At 39.3% G+C, this 20,070-nt stretch carries 21 protein-coding genes; 14 read left to right on the plus strand and 7 right to left on the minus strand.

Annotation, left to right across the window (positions count from 1 at the left end):
- Nucleotides 1-3: 3 nt before the first annotated feature.
- From CXF76_RS17175 to cyoE, 13 genes are all read left to right on the plus strand, one after another.
- Nucleotides 4-1,206, plus strand: a complete 1,203-nt coding sequence (locus tag CXF76_RS17175) for an NADH:ubiquinone reductase (Na(+)-transporting) subunit B (RefSeq protein WP_007584889.1) — start codon at nucleotides 4-6, stop codon at nucleotides 1,204-1,206.
- On the plus strand, nucleotides 1,199-1,951 hold the full coding sequence (locus CXF76_RS17180; protein ID WP_007584890.1) for a Na(+)-translocating NADH-quinone reductase subunit C: 753 nt from the start codon (nucleotides 1,199-1,201) through the stop codon (nucleotides 1,949-1,951). Before CXF76_RS17175 ends, CXF76_RS17180 begins: the two co-directional genes overlap by 8 nt.
- Nucleotides 1,951-2,583 (plus strand): NADH:ubiquinone reductase (Na(+)-transporting) subunit D, encoded by a 633-nt coding sequence (locus CXF76_RS17185; RefSeq protein ID WP_007584891.1) that lies wholly within the window; start codon nucleotides 1,951-1,953, stop codon nucleotides 2,581-2,583. The genes CXF76_RS17180 and CXF76_RS17185 overlap by 1 nt, the downstream gene beginning before the upstream one ends.
- Before the next feature lie 10 nt (nucleotides 2,584-2,593).
- The gene (nqrE, locus tag CXF76_RS17190) at nucleotides 2,594-3,202 is read left to right on the plus strand and encodes an NADH:ubiquinone reductase (Na(+)-transporting) subunit E (RefSeq protein ID WP_007584892.1); all 609 of its coding nucleotides are present in this window, start codon (nucleotides 2,594-2,596) and stop codon (nucleotides 3,200-3,202) included.
- 19 nt (nucleotides 3,203-3,221) lie between these two features.
- The gene (gene nqrF, locus CXF76_RS17195; protein ID WP_007584893.1) at nucleotides 3,222-4,451 is read left to right on the plus strand and encodes an NADH:ubiquinone reductase (Na(+)-transporting) subunit F; all 1,230 of its coding nucleotides are present in this window, start codon (nucleotides 3,222-3,224) and stop codon (nucleotides 4,449-4,451) included.
- Nucleotides 4,452-4,560: 109 nt separating this feature from the next.
- Nucleotides 4,561-5,592, plus strand: a complete 1,032-nt coding sequence (locus CXF76_RS17200; protein ID WP_007584895.1) for an FAD:protein FMN transferase — start codon at nucleotides 4,561-4,563, stop codon at nucleotides 5,590-5,592.
- A gap of 101 nt (nucleotides 5,593-5,693) precedes the next feature.
- Nucleotides 5,694-5,906, plus strand: a complete 213-nt coding sequence (nqrM, locus tag CXF76_RS17205; RefSeq protein WP_007376137.1) for a (Na+)-NQR maturation NqrM — start codon at nucleotides 5,694-5,696, stop codon at nucleotides 5,904-5,906.
- Between the two features lie 1,176 nt (nucleotides 5,907-7,082).
- A complete protein-coding gene (locus CXF76_RS17210; protein ID WP_007581161.1) occupies nucleotides 7,083-7,502 on the plus strand; it encodes a hypothetical protein in 420 nt (139 codons plus the stop codon).
- Between the two features lie 320 nt (nucleotides 7,503-7,822).
- Nucleotides 7,823-8,782, plus strand: coding sequence for a ubiquinol oxidase subunit II (gene cyoA / locus CXF76_RS17215; protein WP_024608764.1), 960 nt, complete (start codon nucleotides 7,823-7,825; stop codon nucleotides 8,780-8,782).
- 2 nt (nucleotides 8,783-8,784) lie between these two features.
- Nucleotides 8,785-10,773: a cytochrome o ubiquinol oxidase subunit I gene (gene cyoB / locus CXF76_RS17220; protein WP_007581166.1), complete on the plus strand. Its 1,989-nt coding sequence runs from the start codon at nucleotides 8,785-8,787 to the stop codon at nucleotides 10,771-10,773.
- The gene (gene cyoC / locus CXF76_RS17225; protein ID WP_024589277.1) at nucleotides 10,770-11,396 is read left to right on the plus strand and encodes a cytochrome o ubiquinol oxidase subunit III; all 627 of its coding nucleotides are present in this window, start codon (nucleotides 10,770-10,772) and stop codon (nucleotides 11,394-11,396) included. Before cyoB ends, cyoC begins: the two co-directional genes overlap by 4 nt.
- Nucleotides 11,396-11,752: a cytochrome o ubiquinol oxidase subunit IV gene (gene cyoD / locus CXF76_RS17230; RefSeq protein ID WP_024589276.1), complete on the plus strand. Its 357-nt coding sequence runs from the start codon at nucleotides 11,396-11,398 to the stop codon at nucleotides 11,750-11,752. The genes cyoC and cyoD overlap by 1 nt, the downstream gene beginning before the upstream one ends.
- 9 nt (nucleotides 11,753-11,761) lie before the next feature.
- On the plus strand, nucleotides 11,762-12,646 hold the full coding sequence (gene cyoE / locus CXF76_RS17235) for a heme o synthase (RefSeq protein WP_007581172.1): 885 nt from the start codon (nucleotides 11,762-11,764) through the stop codon (nucleotides 12,644-12,646).
- A 60-nt stretch (nucleotides 12,647-12,706) separates the two neighbouring features.
- Here cyoE and CXF76_RS17240 read toward each other — a convergent pair whose 3' ends face one another.
- Nucleotides 12,707-13,294: an FMN-binding negative transcriptional regulator gene (locus CXF76_RS17240; protein WP_024589275.1), complete on the minus strand. Its 588-nt coding sequence runs from the start codon at nucleotides 13,292-13,294 to the stop codon at nucleotides 12,707-12,709.
- Entirely contained in the window at nucleotides 13,294-13,869 is a 576-nt protein-coding gene (locus CXF76_RS17245; protein WP_101164211.1) for a GNAT family N-acetyltransferase, read from the minus strand. Before CXF76_RS17245 ends, CXF76_RS17240 begins: the two co-directional genes overlap by 1 nt.
- 106 nt (nucleotides 13,870-13,975) lie before the next feature.
- Here CXF76_RS17245 and pdxR point away from each other — a divergent pair, with 106 nt between their 5' ends.
- Complete coding sequence (gene pdxR, locus CXF76_RS17250; RefSeq protein ID WP_101164212.1) at nucleotides 13,976-15,433, plus strand: MocR-like pyridoxine biosynthesis transcription factor PdxR; 1,458 nt, start codon at nucleotides 13,976-13,978, stop codon at nucleotides 15,431-15,433.
- Here pdxR and CXF76_RS17255 read toward each other — a convergent pair whose 3' ends face one another.
- The 5 genes from CXF76_RS17255 to ettA all read right to left on the minus strand — a co-directional run bounded on the left by CXF76_RS17255 (nucleotide 15,434) and on the right by ettA (nucleotide 19,902).
- Nucleotides 15,434-16,099, minus strand: coding sequence for a hypothetical protein (locus tag CXF76_RS17255; protein ID WP_024589272.1), 666 nt, complete (start codon nucleotides 16,097-16,099; stop codon nucleotides 15,434-15,436). It abuts the gene before it with no gap.
- Nucleotides 16,100-16,184: 85 nt separating this feature from the next.
- Nucleotides 16,185-16,679 carry a TlpA family protein disulfide reductase gene (locus CXF76_RS17260; RefSeq protein ID WP_101164213.1) on the minus strand — a complete coding sequence of 165 codons (495 nt, stop codon included), beginning with the start codon at nucleotides 16,677-16,679 and terminating at the stop codon, nucleotides 16,185-16,187.
- Nucleotides 16,680-16,741: 62 nt separating this feature from the next.
- Nucleotides 16,742-17,650, minus strand: coding sequence for a histone deacetylase family protein (locus tag CXF76_RS17265; protein ID WP_024589271.1), 909 nt, complete (start codon nucleotides 17,648-17,650; stop codon nucleotides 16,742-16,744).
- A gap of 53 nt (nucleotides 17,651-17,703) precedes the next feature.
- Nucleotides 17,704-18,072: a PilZ domain-containing protein gene (locus CXF76_RS17270; RefSeq protein WP_007581201.1), complete on the minus strand. Its 369-nt coding sequence runs from the start codon at nucleotides 18,070-18,072 to the stop codon at nucleotides 17,704-17,706.
- 156 nt (nucleotides 18,073-18,228) lie between these two features.
- Nucleotides 18,229-19,902 (minus strand): energy-dependent translational throttle protein EttA, encoded by a 1,674-nt coding sequence (gene ettA / locus CXF76_RS17275; protein ID WP_007581203.1) that lies wholly within the window; start codon nucleotides 19,900-19,902, stop codon nucleotides 18,229-18,231.
- Between the last annotated feature and the right edge of the window lie 168 nt (nucleotides 19,903-20,070).

Consider the following 20,070-nt stretch of genomic DNA (forward strand, 5'->3'; position numbering starts at 1 on the left):
GAGATGGGTTTAAAAAAATATCTAGAAGATATCGAGCCGAATTTTGAAGCCGGTGGTAAATATGAGAAGTTTTATGCGCTGTATGAAGCAGCTGCAACTATTTTTTATACACCAGGCTACGTAAATAAAGGCGCGACACACGTACGCGATAATATCGACCTAAAACGCATGATGATTTTAGTGTGGATGGCGACGTTCCCAGCTATGTTTTTTGGTATGTTCAATATCGGTCATCAGGCCGCAGGTGCTTTAGCACAAGGTTTTGAACTAGCAAACACGTGGCAAGTTGGTTTGTTCCAGTTATTCGGTGGTGAATTAACCGCTGATGCAGGCTGGGGCGCTAAGATGTTCTATGGAGCATGTTTCTTCCTACCTATCTACGCGGTAACATTTGCAGTAGGTGGTTTTTGGGAAGTAATATTTGCTTCTGTGCGTAAGCATGAAATTAACGAAGGTTTCTTCGTTACTTCAGTATTATTCGCACTTATTTTGCCTGCAACGATCCCTTTATGGCAAGTTGCGTTAGGTATTACGTTTGGTGTAGTAATCGCTAAAGAAATCTTTGGTGGTACTGGCCGTAACTTCTTAAACCCTGCTTTAGCCGGTCGTGCGTTCTTATTCTTCGCATACCCAGCTCAAATCTCGGGTGACACAGTATGGACAGCAGTAGATTCTTTCTCTGGTGCAACTATGCTAGGCCAAGCTTTCATCGGGCAACTAGACTTTGCAAACATGGAATTATGGTGGAATGCGTTTTACGGTTTCATTCAAGGTTCTGTAGGTGAAACATCTACACTTGCATTGTTAGTAGGTGGTTTGTTCTTAATTTACGTTCGTATCGCTTCTTGGCGCATCGTACTAGGTGTATTCCTAGGTATGGTAGCAACTGCATTTTTACTAAATGCTGTTGGCTCAGAAACTAACCCTGTATTTGCAATGCCTTGGTATTGGCATTTAGTACTCGGTGGCTTTGCGTTTGGTATGTTCTTTATGGCTACTGACCCTGTATCAGCTGCATTTACTGACAAAGGTAAATTGGCATATGGTCTATTAATTGGCTTTATGGTGGTTATGATACGTGTTGTGAATCCTGCTTTCCCAGAAGGTATGATGCTAGCAATCTTATTTGCTAACTTATTCGCTCCACTGTTCGATCACTTTGTAGTGCAGGCTAATATTAAGCGGAGGTTGGCACGTAATGTCTAGTAATAACGAATCAATCGGTAAAACGTTATCAGTTGTTGTAGCACTATGTTTAGTGTGTGCAATCATTGTATCGTTTGCTTCTGTACAGCTTCGTCCTTTACAGCAAGCTAATAAAAACAAAGATATTCAAAGCAATATCTTGGCTGCTGCGGGTATCGATAAAGTTGAAAATGTTTTAGAAACATTTGATGCAAAAATCGAAGCGCGCGTTGTAAACATGACTACAGGTGAGTTTGTAGATACAGACCCAACAATTTTTGATTTTGAAAAAAGCAAATATGATGCAGCGCTAAGTGTTTCTCTTCAAGAGAAAGGCGTTAAAGATATTGCTGGTATTCAACGTGTGACTAAAGAGTCGCCGGTGTATATCTCTAAAAAAGAAGATGGCTCAGTTGATGCAATTATTCTTCCTATCCAAGGCTACGGCTTATGGGGCTTAATGTACGGTTTTATCTCGCTTGAAAGCGACGCTGAAACAGTTAAGAGCATTATCTTTTACAAGCATAATGAAACCCCAGGTCTAGGTGGCGAAATCCAAAATCCACAGTGGACTGCTACATGGGAAGGTAAAGAACTTCCAATTCAAATTGTTAAAGGTACTGCGGGCAATGATGAGCATAAGATCGATGGTCTTTCAGGTGCTACATTAACGTCTAACGGTGTTGATCATGCAGTTGACTTTTGGACTGGCGAAAATGGCTTTGGCCCTTTCCTTGCGAAAGTACGTAAAGGAGCATTGAAATAATGGCTGATACTAAAGAAATGAAGGCGGTCCTATTTGGTCCGGTTTTAGCTAACAACCCAATCGCACTACAAGTACTTGGTATTTGTTCTGCGCTAGCGGTAACGTCTAGCTTAAAAAATGCGTTAATCATGTCAATCGCATTGACATTAGTAACTGCATTTTCGAGCTTCTTTATCTCGCTTATTCGTAACCAGATCCCATCATCTGTTCGTATCATCGTACAAATGACAATTATTGCATCGTTGGTAATCGTTGTTGACCAAGTATTACAGGCATTCTCTTACGCTACGGCAAAAGAGCTTTCTGTATTCGTTGGTCTAATTATTACTAACTGTATTGTAATGGGTCGTGCTGAAGCATATGCGATGAAGTCGCCACCAATTATGTCTTTCCTTGACGGTATTGGTAATGGCTTAGGTTACTCTGTAGTACTACTTACTGTTGGTTTCATTCGTGAGCTATTCGGTAAGGGTTCACTATTCGGTGTTGATATTATCCCATTAGTACAAGATGGCGGTTGGTATCAGCCTATGGGTCTATTGATCTTACCACCGAGTGCATTCTTCATCATTGGTTTATTCATATGGGTACTTCGTACTTATAAGAAAGACCAAGTAGAAGCTAAAGCGTAAGGGGCAAATAGTGGAACATTATATTAGTTTATTTGTAAAAGCCGTTTTTATTGAGAACTTAGCGTTGTCATTCTTCTTAGGCATGTGTACTTTTTTAGCAGTATCTAAAAAAGTAACTACATCAATTGGCCTAGGTATAGCGGTTATAGTTGTATTGGGTATTTCTGTACCTGTTAACAACTTGGTTTACCATGCGGTACTTGCACCAGGTTCACTTACTTGGTTAGGTTATCCAGATGCGGATCTTAGCTTTTTACGTTTCTTAACTTTCATTGGTGTTATTGCAGCACTTGTGCAAATTCTTGAAATGGCATTAGATAAGTTTTTCCCTGCACTATACAACGCATTAGGTATCTTCTTGCCACTTATCACAGTTAACTGTGCAATATTTGGTGCGGTATCTTTCATGGTTGAGCGTAACTATGACTTCGGCGAGTCTGTTGTCTATGGTATTGGCGCTGGTGTTGGTTGGGCGCTTGCAATTACATTACTTGCAGGTATCCGTGAGAAACTGAAATATTCAGACGTACCAGATGGCTTACGTGGTTTAGGTATTACCTTCATCACTGTTGGTTTAATGGGACTTGGCTTTATGTCATTCTCTGGTATTTCACTGTAAAGGGTAGCGAGGATAAATCATGGATTATCAGATTTTCTTAGGCGTTGGTGTTTTTATCGCTATCGTTGTACTACTAGTTTTAGTGATCATTGGTGCTAAATCTCAGTTAGTTGCAAGCGGTGACATCATCATCGGTATTAATGGCGATAAAGACAAAGCCATTACTACATCAGCAGGTAATAAGCTTTTAAGTGCATTATCTGAGTCAGGTATATTTGTATCATCTGCTTGTGGTGGCGGTGGCTCTTGTGGTCAATGTCGTGTACACATTAAAGAAGGTGGTGGTGATATCCTGCCAACTGAGCTTGATCACATTTCTAAAGGTGAAGCCCGTGAAGGCTGTCGTTTAGCGTGTCAGGTAAATGTTAAAAACGACATGGAAATTGAGCTTGAAGAGTCAATTTTCGGTGTTAAAAAGTGGGACTGTGAAGTTATCTCTAACGATAACAAAGCAACCTTCATTAAAGAACTTAAACTGCAAATCCCTGGTGATGAGTCAGTGCCTTTCCGTGCGGGTGGTTACATCCAAATCGAAGCGCCACCTCACCATGTTAAATATGCAGATTTCGATGTTCCTGAAGAATATCGTGGCGACTGGAATCATTTTGGTTTCTTCGACCTGGAGTCAAAAGTAGACGAAGAAACAATTCGTGCATACTCAATGGCTAACTACCCAGAAGAAGAAGGCATCATTATGCTTAACGTGCGTATTGCTGCTCCGCCTCCAAGAAACCTAAGCTTGCCATGTGGTAAAATGTCTTCGTACATTTGGTCACTTACAAAAGGCGACAAGGTAACTATTTCAGGTCCATTTGGTGAGTTCTTTGCTAAAGACACAGATGCAGAAATGATCTTTGTTGGTGGTGGTGCTGGTATGGCGCCAATGCGTTCACATATCTTTGACCAACTTAAACGTTTGAACTCTAAACGTAAGATGAGCTTTTGGTATGGTGCACGTTCTGAACGTGAAATGTTCTACGTAGAAGATTTTGACGGCCTAGCCGCTGAAAATCCTAATTTCGTATGGCATACAGCACTTTCAGATCCACAACCTGAAGATAACTGGGAAGGCTATACTGGCTTTATCCATAACGTGTTATTTGAGAACTATCTTAAAGACCACGAAGCGCCAGAAGATTGTGAGTACTACATGTGTGGTCCTCCAATGATGAACGCGGCAGTTATTACTATGCTTAAAGATTTAGGTGTTGAAGACGAAAATATCTTACTAGATGACTTCGGTGGCTAACACTAATACCAAAACAGTTTAGTTTTGGTTAAAATACCAGCCTCGTAGCACTTGTGTTACGAGGCTTTTTTTATTCTTTAATTTTATCAATCTATTAAGTAGAGCTGTTATGAATCGAGTAAGTACTTCACAAGGCATAATGGCCTTTTTACTAATCACACTGACCTTATTACTGTCTGGGTGTGGTGAAAAACCAGAGTCGAGGGAAACCTTTTTAGAAGGTAAGACTATGGGCACCACTTATCATATTAAATATTACGATGAGCAGGGCCAGCTATCAGCTTCACAATTACAGCTGCAAATAGACGCTGTTTTAAAAGATGTGAATCAGTCTATGTCTACTTACATAGAAGACTCTGAAATAAATACATTTAACAGATTACCAGCAAATCAAGTTATGCCAATTAGCGAAGATTTTAGGGCTGTTATCAGCGAGTCTATTCGCTTAGGCGAATCAACTAAAACACTCGATGTCACTATGGGGCCTTTAATTGATTTATGGGGCTTTGGTCCTGATAAAAAACCAACCAATCGCCCAAGTGATGAAGAGCTTGCAACTATGGTCGAAAAAATAGGTATTGATAAACTTATTTTAGATGAGCAAGGACTGTCTAAAACAGTTAATGGGTTAGAGCTTTCGTTTTCGGCAACGGCTAAAGGCTATGGTATTGATAAAGTAGCGCAGTTATTAGAAAGCCACAGTATTACCAATTACATGGTTGAGATTGGTGGAGAGCTGCGTATAGCAGGTGAAAAGCCAAATAATCAGGATTGGAAAATTGCGATTGAGCAACCAGATGCGCAACCTGGAGAGCGAAAGGTACACCGTGTTTTATCGCCAGGTACAAACGGTATTGCTACGTCAGGTGATTACCGTATTTTTTATAAAATGGATGGCGAGATCTATACTCATTTAATTGATCCCGTGACCGGCATGCCTATTAAGCACGACTTAGTGTCGGTAACTGTGCTTCATCCAAGCGCTATGACGGCAGATGGTTTAGCGACTGCACTTACTGTGATGGGTATGGAAAAAGCGCAAGCATACGCTCAGCAGCACGATTTACCGGTATACTTAATAGGTAAATCAAATAAGGGTTTAGTTACTTATTCAAGCCCTGCATTTAAACCTTATTTGTAGTATGGTGCTGGCTTGTTTATTTTCGCGTTATTTGGGTATATAATAGCAGTCGCTCAAAAATGTTTGAGTTTAATTAATTGCTGATCAATAGGGGCTAAGCAATGTCACTTTTTCTTCTTACTTTTGGCTTACTAATTTTGATAGTTTCGGCTATGGCCGTTGGTATGATCGTGCAAAAAAAATCTATGGCAAGCAGCTGTGGTGGTTTAGGTTCGGTTGGTATTGATAAAGCCTGTGATTGCGATGATCCATGTGATAAACGCAAAAACCGTTTAGCAAAAGAGCAAGCCTGGAAAGAAAACCAAATTATTTAAGCCCGCCTTAAATATTAAAAAGCGCTTTATAGCGCTTTTTTTGTGTCTGTAAAACTGCTTAACTCGATAGCTTCTAAAGTAATCCAATCTTAATGTATTAGACAAACGTCTATAGTTTAGTTTTTTTCACCTATTAGGTTTATTTTTCTCGTTTGTCAAATTGGAGCTAACACTCTAAAGTTTAACCATAGACACAGAGCAAGGCTCTCGTCATAAGCTTGAGGCAAGTTAGCCTCGCTTAAAAGAATCTTTATATTGTGTGTGAAGATGTTGTCAGTGTGAAAGACAACTCAAGTTCGGTGGATTCACTTCCATAAAGAACGAGTTTGAGTTGTTTTTATTCCCTACAATGCCACGTAATGTAAACCAAGAATCTTTATATTGTGTGTGAAGATGTTGTCAGTGTGAAAGGCAACTCAAATTCGGTGGTGACTGCATTTGAGTTGTTTTTATTTCCCTACAATGCCACGCAGTGTAAACCAAGAATCTTTATATTGTGTGTGAAGATGTTGTCAGTGTGAAAGGCAACTCAAATTCGGTGGTGACTGCATTTGAGTTGTTTTTATTTCCCTACAATGCCACGTAATGTAAACCAAGAATCTTTATATTGTGTGTGAAGATGTTGTCAGTGTGAAAGGCAACTCAAATTCGGTGGTGACTGCATTTGAGTTGTTTTTATTTCCTTACAATGCCACGCAGTGTAAACAAAAAATCTTTATATTGTGTGTGAAGATGTTGTCAGTGTGAAAAGCGGCTCAATTTCGGTGGTGACTGAATTTGAGCTGTTTTTATTTGTGCCACACAATTATTATTCCTTCCAAAAAAACCTATAATTTTATTAAATATTCTGCTTTAAATTATTTTCAATTCAAGCTAACTCATTGTTTTTTATATTGTTATTTTTTATTAACAAAATAGCTTTGAAAGCTTAACCAAAATTAATTGATTTTTAGTTGAACAGAAAATTCTCTTTGTTATACTCACGTTCGAACTTTCAGTAAGTTTTGAAAGTTTGATTGATACGGATCAATTTTCGCTAGGTAAATATGTGCTAGCTGGATTTGATTGTATTTAGCACCTGGTTTTAGGGCTTACAACAGCAATGTTTTTTAAATTTTTCCATTGCAAACTGTATTCCTCTAATTTTGTTATAGTCATTTTAGTAGGTTAATGTTTTTGAACACACTTTCTTTGCATCATACAAATACGGATCTTGCCTCTGGCGAGCCGCAGACGTGTGAGCGCTTGAATAAAGCAGGCAAGGGCGTGTGTGTAGCTATAACTTTATTAGTGTTTAATACTGTAATGTTGCTAAGCGGTGCACTAGAGGATGCCTTCAAGCTTGAAGCGCTATTAAGTGATGGGTTTATTGTAGAGCCGCTGTTACTTACTATTGTGCAATTTTTAGCTCATCCGATCATATCAAGTCAGTTACTTATTGGCCTTTGCTGGCTATTGTTCCATATTTTTCCAGCGCGTCGTGCTGGAATTATCCTCCGTAAAGCAGCCTTTGCTTTTAGCGAGGCTAAAGTTCTTCAGCCAGTGCAAGTTGCACACGGTTGTCGTGCTCCACCTAGCTTTACAGGTTGTCTGTAAGGCTGCATTTTGTTGCTGGTTTTAATTATTTGTTCTTGCTGTAAATAATTAAGGTTAGCTAAAACAAAGTAGCTCAGTGTTTTTTAAACACATTTCAGCCAACCACCACTCACCCAAGTTAACTTTTATTACGTTATATAAATGCGTTTAGAAAGCTGGGTTTGTTGCTAGGTCATTATTGGCATGAGCTTTAGGTTTTGAATAGCCCCCTTATTTTTTATAATTTAATTCCAGTTAACTTGGGTTTTTACCGAAAAATCGTTGCTTTGTTTTTTATTTAAAGCAGCAAATTAGAACTTTTAGGTTTGTAGGATACTCCCTTGTTAATTCGTAACCTTTGTAATATTGCTTTAGCTAGTACAGTGCTGGCGTTGTCAGGCTGTAAAGGCGGGATACTCGATCCAAAAGGGCAGATAGGCATAGATGAGAAAAATTTAATCATCATCGCAACCGTGCTTATGTTGCTTGTAGTCGTTCCCGTTATTGTGATGACTTTGTATTTCGCATGGAAATATAGAGACACGCAAACTCATGAAATTTACGCTCCAAAATGGGCTCATTCAAATAAAATTGAAGCCGCAGTTTGGGCTGTCCCTATTGTTATTGTGATTATTTTAGGTGTTATTACCTGGGTGTCTACCCAAGAGCTAGACCCTTACAAACCAATTGAAGGTAAAGGTAAGCATCTTACTGTTGAAGTGGTTTCATTAAACTGGAAGTGGCTATTTATTTATCCTGAGCAAGGTATTGCTACGGTTAATGAATTAGTGTTTCCGGCTAATGTACCTGTTGAATATAAAATCACTTCAGAGAGCACAATGAATTCATTTTTTATTCCGCAATTGGGTAGTCAAATATACTCAATGGCCGGTATGGAAACCAAGCTTCACTTAATTGCTAATGAGCCAGGTACATTTAAAGGCTTTTCGGCAAATTACAGTGGTGCAGGCTTTACTGGTATGAAGTTTAATGCCATTGCTACACCTACTCAAGCTGGTTTTGATAAGTGGGTGAGTGATGTAAAAGCGAATTCAAGCGCTAATAATCTTACTCATGCAAATTATGTTGAACTTGCAAAAGCAAGCGAAAATAACCCAGTTGCTTATTACGGTAAAGTTGATGACGGCTTATTTCATACCATCGTTATGAAATACATGCAGGCACATGGCGATATGAACAAAAAGCAACATGCAATGGGCGAACATGGGCAAATGAGTAAGAAGCATCAAGCAATGGATGAACACTCAATGCCATCATCTCACAGCCAGGGCGAGGAATAATAATGTCGTTATTAGGTAAACTAACAATAGACGCAATTCCGTTTCATGAGCCAATTCTTGTGTTCACGATGTCGGTTATTGCGATAGCTGGGCTTATTATTGCCGGGCTTATTACAAAGTATAAAAAATGGGGCGTGCTTTGGCGCGACTGGATCACGTCTGTTGATCATAAACGCTTAGGCGTAATGTATATTCTTTTAGCACTAATAATGCTGTTCCGTGGTTTTTCTGATGCCATTATGATGCGTGCTCAGTTAGCGCTTGCTACCAGTGGTGCGCCCGGTTATTTACCACCTGAACACTACGACCAAATATTTACTGCCCACGGCGTAATTATGATCATATTTATGGCTATGCCATTTATGATTGGTTTAATGAACATTGTTTTACCACTGCAAATTGGTGCTCGCGATGTTGCATTCCCATTTTTAAATAACTTAAGCTTTTGGTTTACAGCCAGCGGTGCCATTTTAATTAATATGTCGCTAGTGTTTGGTGAGTTTGCTAAAACAGGTTGGGTGGCCTATCCACCGCTTTCGGAGTTGACCTTTAGCCCTGGGGTGGGGGTAGATTATTATATTTGGGCCTTGCAAATATCCGGGCTCGGTACACTTCTAACAGCAGTAAACTTTTTAGCAACCGTGTTTAAAATGCGTGCACCAGGTATGACCCTAATGAAAATGCCAATTTTCACATGGACATGTACGTGGGCAAACATTTTAATTGCAGCATCATTCCCAATTTTAACTGCTGTACTTGCAATGCTAACGCTTGACCGTTATCTCGATTTCCACTTCTTTACCAATGAATTGGGCGGTAACGCCATGATGTACATCAACCTGTTTTGGGCATGGGGTCATCCTGAGGTATACATATTAGTATTACCAGCGTTTGGTATTTTCTCTGAAATTATTTCTACCTTTGCCGGTAAACGTTTATTTGGTTACAAATCGATGGTTTACGCCAGCGGTGCAATCTCAATTTTAGGCTTTATTGTTTGGTTACATCACTTCTTTACGATGGGGTCGAGTGCTAACGTTAACGCGTTCTTTGGGGTAATGACCATGGTTATTGCTGTACCAACTGGGGTTAAGTTGTTTAACTGGTTATTTACCATTTACCGAGGTCGCTTACGTATTAGCGTACCGGTACTTTGGACACTTGGCTTTATGGTTACCTTTACCGTAGGCGGTATGACCGGTGTATTACTTGCTATTCCTGGTGCCGATTACGTACTGCATAACAGCTTATTCTTAATTGCACATTTTCATAACACCATTATTGGTGGTGCTGTATTTGGCTACCTTGCTGGTTTTGTATTTTGGTTCCCTAAAGCAATGGGCTTTAAACTTAACGAAAAATGGGGCAAAGCATCATTCTGGTGTTGGATTATCGGTTTCTTCGTTGCATTTATGCCGTTGTACGTACTTGGTTTCTTAGGTATGACACGTCGTTTAAACCACACTAACAACCCAGATTGGAACATTTGGTTATACATTGCCGCAGGCGGTGCTGTAATTATTATGTTTGGTATTGTTAGCCAAGTAATTCAATTATATGTGAGCTTTAGAGACCGTGAAGCGCTTGACGATACAACAGGCGATCCATGGAACGGCCATACACTTGAGTGGGCTACAAGTTCACCTCCGCAAATTTATAACTTTGCAACAATTCCACACATCGATGATATTGATGCATGGACCGACATGAAAGAAAAAGGCCAAGCATACCAAGATAAAGCAAACTATAGCCCTATTCATATGCCTAAAAACACATCAGCTGGCGTGTTAATGGCAGCAAGCTTAACAGTATTCTGTTTTGCAATGATTTGGCATATTTGGTGGTTAGCTGTTGTTGGGCTAGTCGGCGCAATTGCCATCTTTATCAAACGTTGTTACACCAGCGATGTTGATTACTATATTCAACCTGATGAAATTGCACGCACTGAAGCTGCGTATAATTCAAGTGGCATTAAGGAGCTAAAAGCGTGAGTACACTTTCTGCAAATTTAGAATCAGTATCGCACGATGATCATGCCCACGTGCATGATCATCACGATACATCGGGTGACACCATATTCGGTTTTTGGTTATACCTAATGACCGATTGCCTATTGTTTGCCTCGTTTTTTGCCACTTACGCTGTGCTCTTTATGAACACAGCCGGTGGTGTATCGGGTAAAGATATTTTTGAACTCGACTTTGTAGCAGTAGAAACTGCTGCACTACTTATTAGTAGTATTACCTTTGGCTTTGCCATGATTGCCGCTCAAGGGCAAAAAAAGGCACTAACACTTACTTGGTTATTTGTTACGTTTTGTTTAGGTGCTGTGTTTATTGGTATGGAAGTATACGAATTTCATCACCTAATTGTGCACGGTAATGGCCCACAACAAAGTGCCTTTTTAACATCGTTTTTCTCATTAGTTGGCTTACATGGATTACATGTAACGGCTGGACTAATTTGGATGACCATAATGATGATTGAAGTTGCTAAACGTGGTCTAGGCAAAGCAACCGTAACGCGTTTAAGCTGCTTAAGCCTATTTTGGCACTTCTTAGACATTGTTTGGATTTGTGTATTTACCGTTGTTTATTTGATGGGAGCAATGTAATGAGCCACAGCGAAACGCATGCGTTAAAACAAGCGCAAAGTGATCATCATGATGAATCTCATGGAAGTGTTAAAACTTACTTAATTGGCTTTGTGCTATCGGTAATTTTAACTGCTATACCGTTTTATATGGTTATGGAAGGTGACTTCTCAAAAGCAACAACGCTTTGGAGCATTGTTACTTTTGCAATCGTACAAATTTGGGTGCATTTAAAGTACTTTTTACACCTTAATTTTACCACCGAAAATGGCCGTGCAAGTACTTTCTCATTCCTATTCAGTGCTCTGATCATCGTAATGGTTGTTGGGTTATCTGTTTGGATCATTTATGAATCTAACGCAATGATGATGTACTAGGAGTTGAAGATGTTTCGTCGTTATTTATCAGTGACAAAGCCGGGTATTATTATGGGCAATTTGATCAGCGTAGCGGGTGGGTTTTTACTTGCCTCGCGCGGTGATATAGATCCATGGTTAATGATTGCCACATTAATTGGTTTGTCGCTAGTGGTTGCATCAGGTTGTGCTATCAACAATGTTATAGATAGAGACATAGACGTAGCCATGGCACGTACTCGTACGCGGGTAACAGTAACAGGCGAAATGTCGGCCTTTGCTGCACTTAGCCACGGTGTTTTATTGGGCGTTATTGGCTTTGGTTTACTTATCGCCTATACCACTCAAGCCGCGGTATTTTTTGCAGCCTTTGGCTACGTAATTTATGTAGGGGTTTATAGCCTCTACATGAAACGTAACTCAGTATATGGCACTTTTGTTGGCAGCCTTTCTGGCGCTGTACCGCCAGTAGTAGGTTACTGCGCCGTAACAGGGCAGTTCGATATGGGCGCGTTAATACTGCTAGTTATGTTTAGCTTGTGGCAAATGCCGCACTCTTATGCTATCGCTATTTTTCGCTTTAAAGACTACCAAGCTGCAGGTATTCCAGTATTACCTGTAGCGCAAGGTATCGACAAAGCAAAACGCCACATTGTACTTTACATCGCTGTATACGCATTAGTGGTGATGTTACTGCCAATTACTGGCTACACAGGTGCTGCTTTTATGGCTGTTGCTTGTATTACCAGCTTTTGGTGGTTGCTAATGGCGCTGCGTGGTTATCGTCGTAATATTGATATGAGCAGTTGGGCACGTAAAGTGTTCGCATTTTCAATTATTAATATTACAGCGTTAAGTATTGCTATGGCTGTTGATTATCATAGCGTTGCTCCACAGCTATTAACGCTGACCTAATTTAAAATTTTTGACTATTCCAAAGTTAATCCAAAGGCTCGAAAGAGCCTTTTTTTATGCCTAAAATAGTTTTGCAATAGAGCGCTTATTGGCAAGTTTTAGGCTTTGTTTTATGCGTGCTCTTACCTCAGGTGATTTATTTTGGCTTAGCTTAAAGTTTCCACTCCAATGAGTGGGAGTAAATTCTATAAAGCTTAATTGTAGATACATTGCTTGGCGATTGCTTTTGGGCACGTCAGTAATCTTCCACATTGGCGTAAAGCCTTGCTCAAAATGGCTCGTTAATTGCCGCATTATTTTGTCTTTCTCATTATCGCTTTCAATAATATTCACATTTGCAGTTACTTGTACTGATGAATAAAGCCAGCTCGGCAGTGTTTTATTATTACTATACGAGGGAGATAGATAACAGTTATCGCCACTAAATAGTAATTTTACTGACTGTTTATCACATTGCGCTAGCGGGTTATGTTTTGCTACGTGAGCCATAAATACATTACGTGAGGACTCATATAATACAGGTACTTGGCATATATTATTTAAGTCACTTTGCGAGCAGGGCATTAAAATACTCGCTAGAGGGAATTGCTCAACTAATGTCTGCAAACGTTCAATATTATGTTCTTGAAAATGTATTGGTGGGTACATTAAAGCTTCTCCTCTAACTGTAATTTAATACTCTGCCAATGCTCGTCAATAATGCTAAATTTTGCAGTGCTTCTGTAACTCCCATCACTAAGGAGCCTGTCTTCATAAGCTATACCTTCAAATAGGGCTCCTAGTCGAGTAATTGCATTTCGAGATTTTTGATTTTGTTCGTGAGTATTAAATGTTATTCGCACTAAATTCAACGCGTCAAAAGCATAGCTAAGCAGTAAATATTTAGTGTGAGTATTAATATAAGTTTGCTGCCAGTGATTGCTTATAAATGTATGACCAATTTCAGCACTTAAGTTATGTGCATCTAATCTAAATAGTCGTGTAGTGCCTGCAACCTCTTTGCTGGCTATGTCTATTATGGCAAATACAATTTGTTCTTTTTTATTAAATTGTGCACTTGTAGTAAACCATTCCTTTAACTGTTCGGGTGTTTTTGTATAGTTGCTTAATACCCATTCCCATATTTTTGGATGTTGCCCAGCTTTATATAAGCCTTTTAAATGCTCATAATTTAATGGCTCTAATATGACCTTATTTGTTTTATGTATCTGTTGAGTAAACATGTTGCCTCTAAGCTTTGCTATTTACGAGCAACAAATGTACGCTTATTTGGTTTGGTAAAAACAACCAGAATTGGCTTTTTAGCTATACCAGTTTTAAAGGAATAACATGCAACCGCTTAATATTGAATTTAATAACTCAAACAAAGCTAAGTACTTACAAGTTGCAGATGCTCTGCGCGGTTCTATCGTAAAGGGAGATATTGCACCTGGTACAAAACTAAGTTCTGCTCGAGTTATGGCGCAAACGTATCAGTTAAACCGTCATACAATAATGAACGCATTGCAGTTATTAGTAGCCGAAGGATGGCTAGAGTCCCATGAACGCTCTGGGTATAGCGTCACTCAAACACTTCCAATTCAAAGCAGTGTTAACTGTGAGCACACGCCAGTTTTAACACCAAAACCTTATAAATTTGCTACAGAGTTAGCCGTGCCTGCTCTGGCAATGAATTTAAAAGACTACGTATATAATTTCGCAGGTGGACTTCCTGATTTAAATAGCTTTCCCTATAAAGAATTTAAACGCTCTGTAAGTCATATATTTAATCATTTAGATACCAGTAAACTTCATTATGGCGATATAGCTGGAGTGAGTGAGCTAAAAACTCAGATAAGTGATTACTTACATAAAACTAGAAGTTTAAAAGTATCAGACTTACTTGTATGTAATGGCTCACAAGAAGCTTTATTTTTAATTTCAAAGGCATTTATAAGTAAAGATGACTTCGTAGCCGTTGAAACTTTAGGCTATCCGCCAGCACGTAAAGCGTTTGCTGCTTGTGGCGCGCAATTAATAGATATAAAACAAGATGAATATGGTTTATGTGTTGATGATTTAAAAGCGCAACTTAAACGATATCCAATAAAAATGCTCTACTTAACCCCGCTACATCAATACCCAACTACCGTTACGCTTTCGCCTACACGGCGCATGCAAATTTATCAATTATGTTATGAGTATGGCGTAATGATTGTAGAGGATGATTACGATCACGAGTTTCATTATCGCTGTCAGCCATTACAGCCTATGGCTGGGGACGATCCCGCTGGGATTATTATTTACTTATCTACATTTTCTAAAATCATGTTCTCAGGCGCTAGAATTGGCTACATTTGTGCAGCTCCTGAAGTATTAGCACAGTTAACCGCATGGAAGCAGTTAATGAATCATAAAAATGATGTGGTTATGCAGCTAGCCGTTGCGCACTTTATGCAAGAAGGTGGATTTGAGCGACACTTAAAGCGCATGACTAAACACTATAAACAACGTTATGAAGCAATGGACAACACGTTGGCGTTGCTGCAATCACAGGGGTTACCAATAGAGTATAAAAAGCCAGATGGCGGCATGGCAATGTGGGTTAACTTAAATAAAAATACGAGTAATATAAAACAAGCAATGCAAAGTAAAAGCATATATTTACAAGCAGAATATGAGTTTTACTTTGCTGATTCAGTGAGAAGTTTAATGCCTAAGCAATATAGTTATGTTCGCTTAGGCTTTGCAGGACAATCAGTTGAGGCAATGAAGCAAGGGCTCAAACTAATAACTGAATATAAATGACTATTTCATAAAATCATCAGCATTGTAATAAAGTGGTTTAAGGGTGCCGCAATTAATAAATTTATAAGTAAGCTCATTTTCAGCTGGGACACGTTTTGAGGTACGAAGCTTTTGCATACACGCATTAACTAAATCGACAAAAATAAGATGGTTATAGCTCGGTGCTTTTTGAATTTTATGAATATAAATACGCTCAGTGCCGCTTAGTGTAATCATGTCGTAGTCTTGCCATTGCGATGATTCACTTAAATCTTTTAGTTCTCTGGCATACAGCTGCTTACTCAAGACCAACTCTTTTTTTGAATAAATTAAACTACCACCTTGTTGATAATCACCCTCGTAAATATCGGCAATAATCGTAATTTCTTCACCACGCATTAAATGCTGAATATTAAACGCTTGTGGCTTTACGGTGATTAACTCGGCATTTCTAACAAAGCCTAAAAATGGAACATCGGGGTTTCCTATTTTATAAACAACTTGCACATCATTGGGTAAATTATAGGTGGGTAAATTCATTGCAATAATAGACGAGCCTTGATTAACCAAAGCCATAGGATGCTCAGCATTGTAAGCGGGGTCTACCGGTGGAAGTTCTGCTTTTTCTTCTTTAGCTGCGGCAAAGCCACTTAAAGTGATTAGTAATAAAGTAAGTAGTAGGCGCATTATAATCTCAATTAATTTATGAGCTTAAATTGTAGTATAAAGTTTATATTACTTATATTTTTAAACTAAATTTAGACCTATATTATTACTCAGATATGGAGTGCAACAATGTTCGTGCCTTTAAATGTAGGTTTGCGTCCTCTGGGTTTGACGTATTAGTCAGCCAAATTACATTGCCTTCTTTATTTACAAACAATGTAGTAGGTGTGCCTCGTATACCTAATTGCTGTGCTATTGCATCGGCTTTTACGGCTGTTTTAAAAGTATAACCTCTATCGCTAAGCGCTTTAGCGGGAGTAGCATCGTCATCTTCTTTAAAGCTCACGGCAATAACTTTTAAGCCCATATCATCAATTTTTTGAAGTGCTGGCTGCAGCTTTTTACAGTACGGACACCACGTTGCCCAAAAGTGTAAAACGTAAGGTTGACCTAATAAATCTTGAGTATTGAGTGCAGACCCATCAGCCATTTGTAAATTTAATGTAGGTAGCTTAGGGTATGTTTCTTGCGTACTTTCTTCTTGCGAATGGCTTGTAAAGCTTATAAAAATTAGTGCGATGGCAATAAATAGTTGCTTCATAATATGTTCGTTCTTATTTTACATATTAAATAAGAACGAGAATTTAACATTTTTATTTCAAACTAAAAGCGAGCGGCTTGCTCAACAACAATAGCATGGCGTTTAGCGAGGCGAAGATGGTCTTTATCATAGCCACCACCTATTACTGTAGCAACGGGTGTGTTGTGTTCAAGGCAGCGTTTTAGCACTAAATGGTCGCGCTTAACTATGCCATCCCAGCTTATATCTAATTTACCCAAGCCATCGCCTTGCCAAATATCAACGCCAGCATCGTAAAGTACCAAGCTTGGGTTTAGCTCTTTAAGTAAATAACTCAAGGTGTCGTCAACTACGGCAAGGTATTCGTCGTCTTTCATATTATCGGCTAAGCCAATATCTAAATCGCTAGCGGACTTTCTAAAGGGGAAGTTTTTTTCACAATGGATAGAACAAGTATAAGCGTATGCTTGATGCTCTAACATTGCGGCTGTGCCATCACCTTGGTGCACGTCTAAATCAAAAATAAGTACGTTAGTTACTTCACCCGATTCAATTAAAGTTTGCGTGGTAAAGGCTAAATCATTAACCATGCAGTAGCCCGAGCCAAAATCGGTATGCGCATGGTGTGTACCACCGGCTAAGTGGCACGCTATACCATGTTTAAGTGCTAAACGAGCTGTTTGCAAAGTACCTTGAGGAGCTGTAAAGGTACGTGCCATAAGCTCTTTTGACCAAGGTAGGCCAATGCGACGCATTGCTTTTTCATCTAAGCGGTTATTCCACAAATCGTGTATGTAATTTTCGCAGTGTATTAGCTCAAGTGGCTCTGGCGTGCCTAATATTGGCTCAACCAGGTTATCGCCAATCAAACCAAGCTCTGCAACATGCTGATATAAATGTGCAAACTTACTCATTGCAAAACGATGCTTTGGATCGAAATTAAACGAGTAGTTAGGGTGATACACCAAAGGTAAATGTGGATTTAAAGTCATGTTTGCACAAGTTAAAAAGTTTGCACTATGGTAATCAACTAATCCAAATGAGTCTATTCTTGCGTGTCGTGAATCAACATAGCGAGTTCGCGATGTAATAGTTCGTCATCAGCTAAGTTTAGCTCTATTAAACGCTTTAAATAAGTAATGCTGTCTATATCAATATGGTGGCATTTTAAACCAATATGATCTGCTTCTATATGGCACACCACAACCTCCATTTTTATTTCTATTTCGCTTTGAGGCAGCGAAAAACGCAGAACAGCTTGGCTATTTTGGTTGCCAATAAAAGCATCACATTTAGTGATTAATGCGCCATGCAAAGATACATCAAGTAATTTACATGGGTATTGGTGATCATTAAAAATCACTTGTGCATCGGTTGAAAATAAAACACGAGAAAACTGACGACGATTTTGCATAACCTAATTTAGCCTTACTGTTTTTATAATAAATTAAGCATAGCGGGTAATTCTCTACATGCTAGCAGGATATGCTCCTGTAATGCTGGTGGCATAAAAAAGCCCCGCATAAATGCAGGGCTTAGTATTACTGTAATAAATTAGCTACAGTAAATATTAACCAATTTTTTTGTACTTAATACGTTTAGGTTCAGTTGCTGCTGCACCTAGTGTCTTTTTAAGCCACTCTTCGTATTCAGTATAGTTACCATCAAAGAAGTTAATTTGACCTTCGTCGCGGTAATCTAAAATGTGCGTAGCAATACGGTCAAGGAACCAACGGTCATGCGAGATACACATTACACAACCAGGAAACTCTAAAATAGCGTTCTCTAGTGCACGTAGTGTTTCAACGTCCAAGTCATTGGTTGGCTCATCGAGTAGTAACACATTGCCGCCAGCTTTTAATAACTTAGCAAGGTGTAAACGGTTACGCTCACCACCTGATAGGTCTTTAACAAACTTTTGCTGATCGTTACCTTTAAAGTTAAAGCGACTTACATACGCACGGCTTTGGAACTCAAAGTTACCAATTTTTAGTACGTCTTGGCCGTCTGATATTTCTTGGAAAACAGTTTTGCTTTCGTCCATACCGTCGCGGAACTGATCAACAGTAGCAAGGTGTACGCTTTCGCCAACGGTAATGCTACCGCTGTCTTGCTTTTGCTCACCACTGATCATTTTAAACAGCGTTGATTTACCCGCGCCATTAGCACCAATAATGCCCACAATGGCACCTTTTGGCATACTAAAGCTTAAATCGTCAATTAAAACGCGATCGCCAAAACTCTTACGAAGATTTGTTACTTCAAGTACTTGGTCGCCTAAACGCGGGCCAGGTGGAATAAACATCTCGTTAGTTTCGTTACGTTTTTGGTAATCAGACTGCTGCATTTCAGTAAACTGAGCCATACGTGCTTTTGACTTAGCTTGACGACCTTTAGGATTTGAACGAACCCATTCAAGTTCTTGTGCAATTGATTTTTGACGTGCTTTTTCAGATTTTTGTTCTTGCTGTAAGCGCGCATCTTTTTGTTCAAGCCAAGAAGAGTAGTTACCTTCCCATGGAATACCTTCACCACGGTCAAGCTCCAATATCCAACCCGCTACATTATCAAGGAAGTAACGGTCATGCGTTACCGCCACAACAGTGCCTTCGTAATCGTGTAAGAAGCGCTCTAACCATGCAACCGACTCAGCATCCAAGTGGTTAGTTGGTTCATCGAGAATAAGCATGTCTGGTTTTTCAAGCAATAATCGACATATAGCAACACGACGACGCTCACCACCTGAAAGGTGCTCAATTTTAGCATCCCACTCTGGCAGGCGAAGTGCATCAGCTGCGCGTTCTAAAACGTTGTCGATGTTATGACCATCGTGCGCCTGAATAACAGCTTCAAGCTCGCCTTGTTCTTTTGCAAGTGCATCAAAGTCAGCGTCTTCCATGGCGTATTCGTTATACACTTCGTCAAGACGTTTAAGTGCGTGTTTAACTTCGCCAACAGCTTCTTCAACAATTTCACGAACTGTTTTGCTTTCGTCTAAAACAGGCTCTTGCGGTAAATAACCAATTTTTGTACCAGGCTGAGGATGTGCATCACCTTCAAAATCTTGGTCAACACCGGCCATAATACGTAGTAACGTAGATTTACCAGAACCGTTTAAACCAAGCACACCAATTTTAGCGCCAGGAAAAAAGTGTAACGAAATATCTTTTAAGATAGTGCGCTTAGGTGGCACAACCTTAGATACTCGACTCATCGAGAATATAAATTTATCAGGTAAAACCATGGAGGAAAGCCTTCAAATAATAATAAAAATTTCAATGTTGTATTGTAGTGGCTGACGGGTGAAACAGTCAACGAATGCTGTATAGAACAATACGCTTACCTAAGCGGTACTTTGTTTTGATTGCTCGTTTAAAACACTACTATTACAGGATTTCTATTATGTAAAATT

It is taken from the genome of Pseudoalteromonas sp. 78C3 (assembly GCF_002836695.1).
Taxonomy (GTDB): domain Bacteria; phylum Pseudomonadota; class Gammaproteobacteria; order Enterobacterales; family Alteromonadaceae; genus Pseudoalteromonas; species Pseudoalteromonas arctica.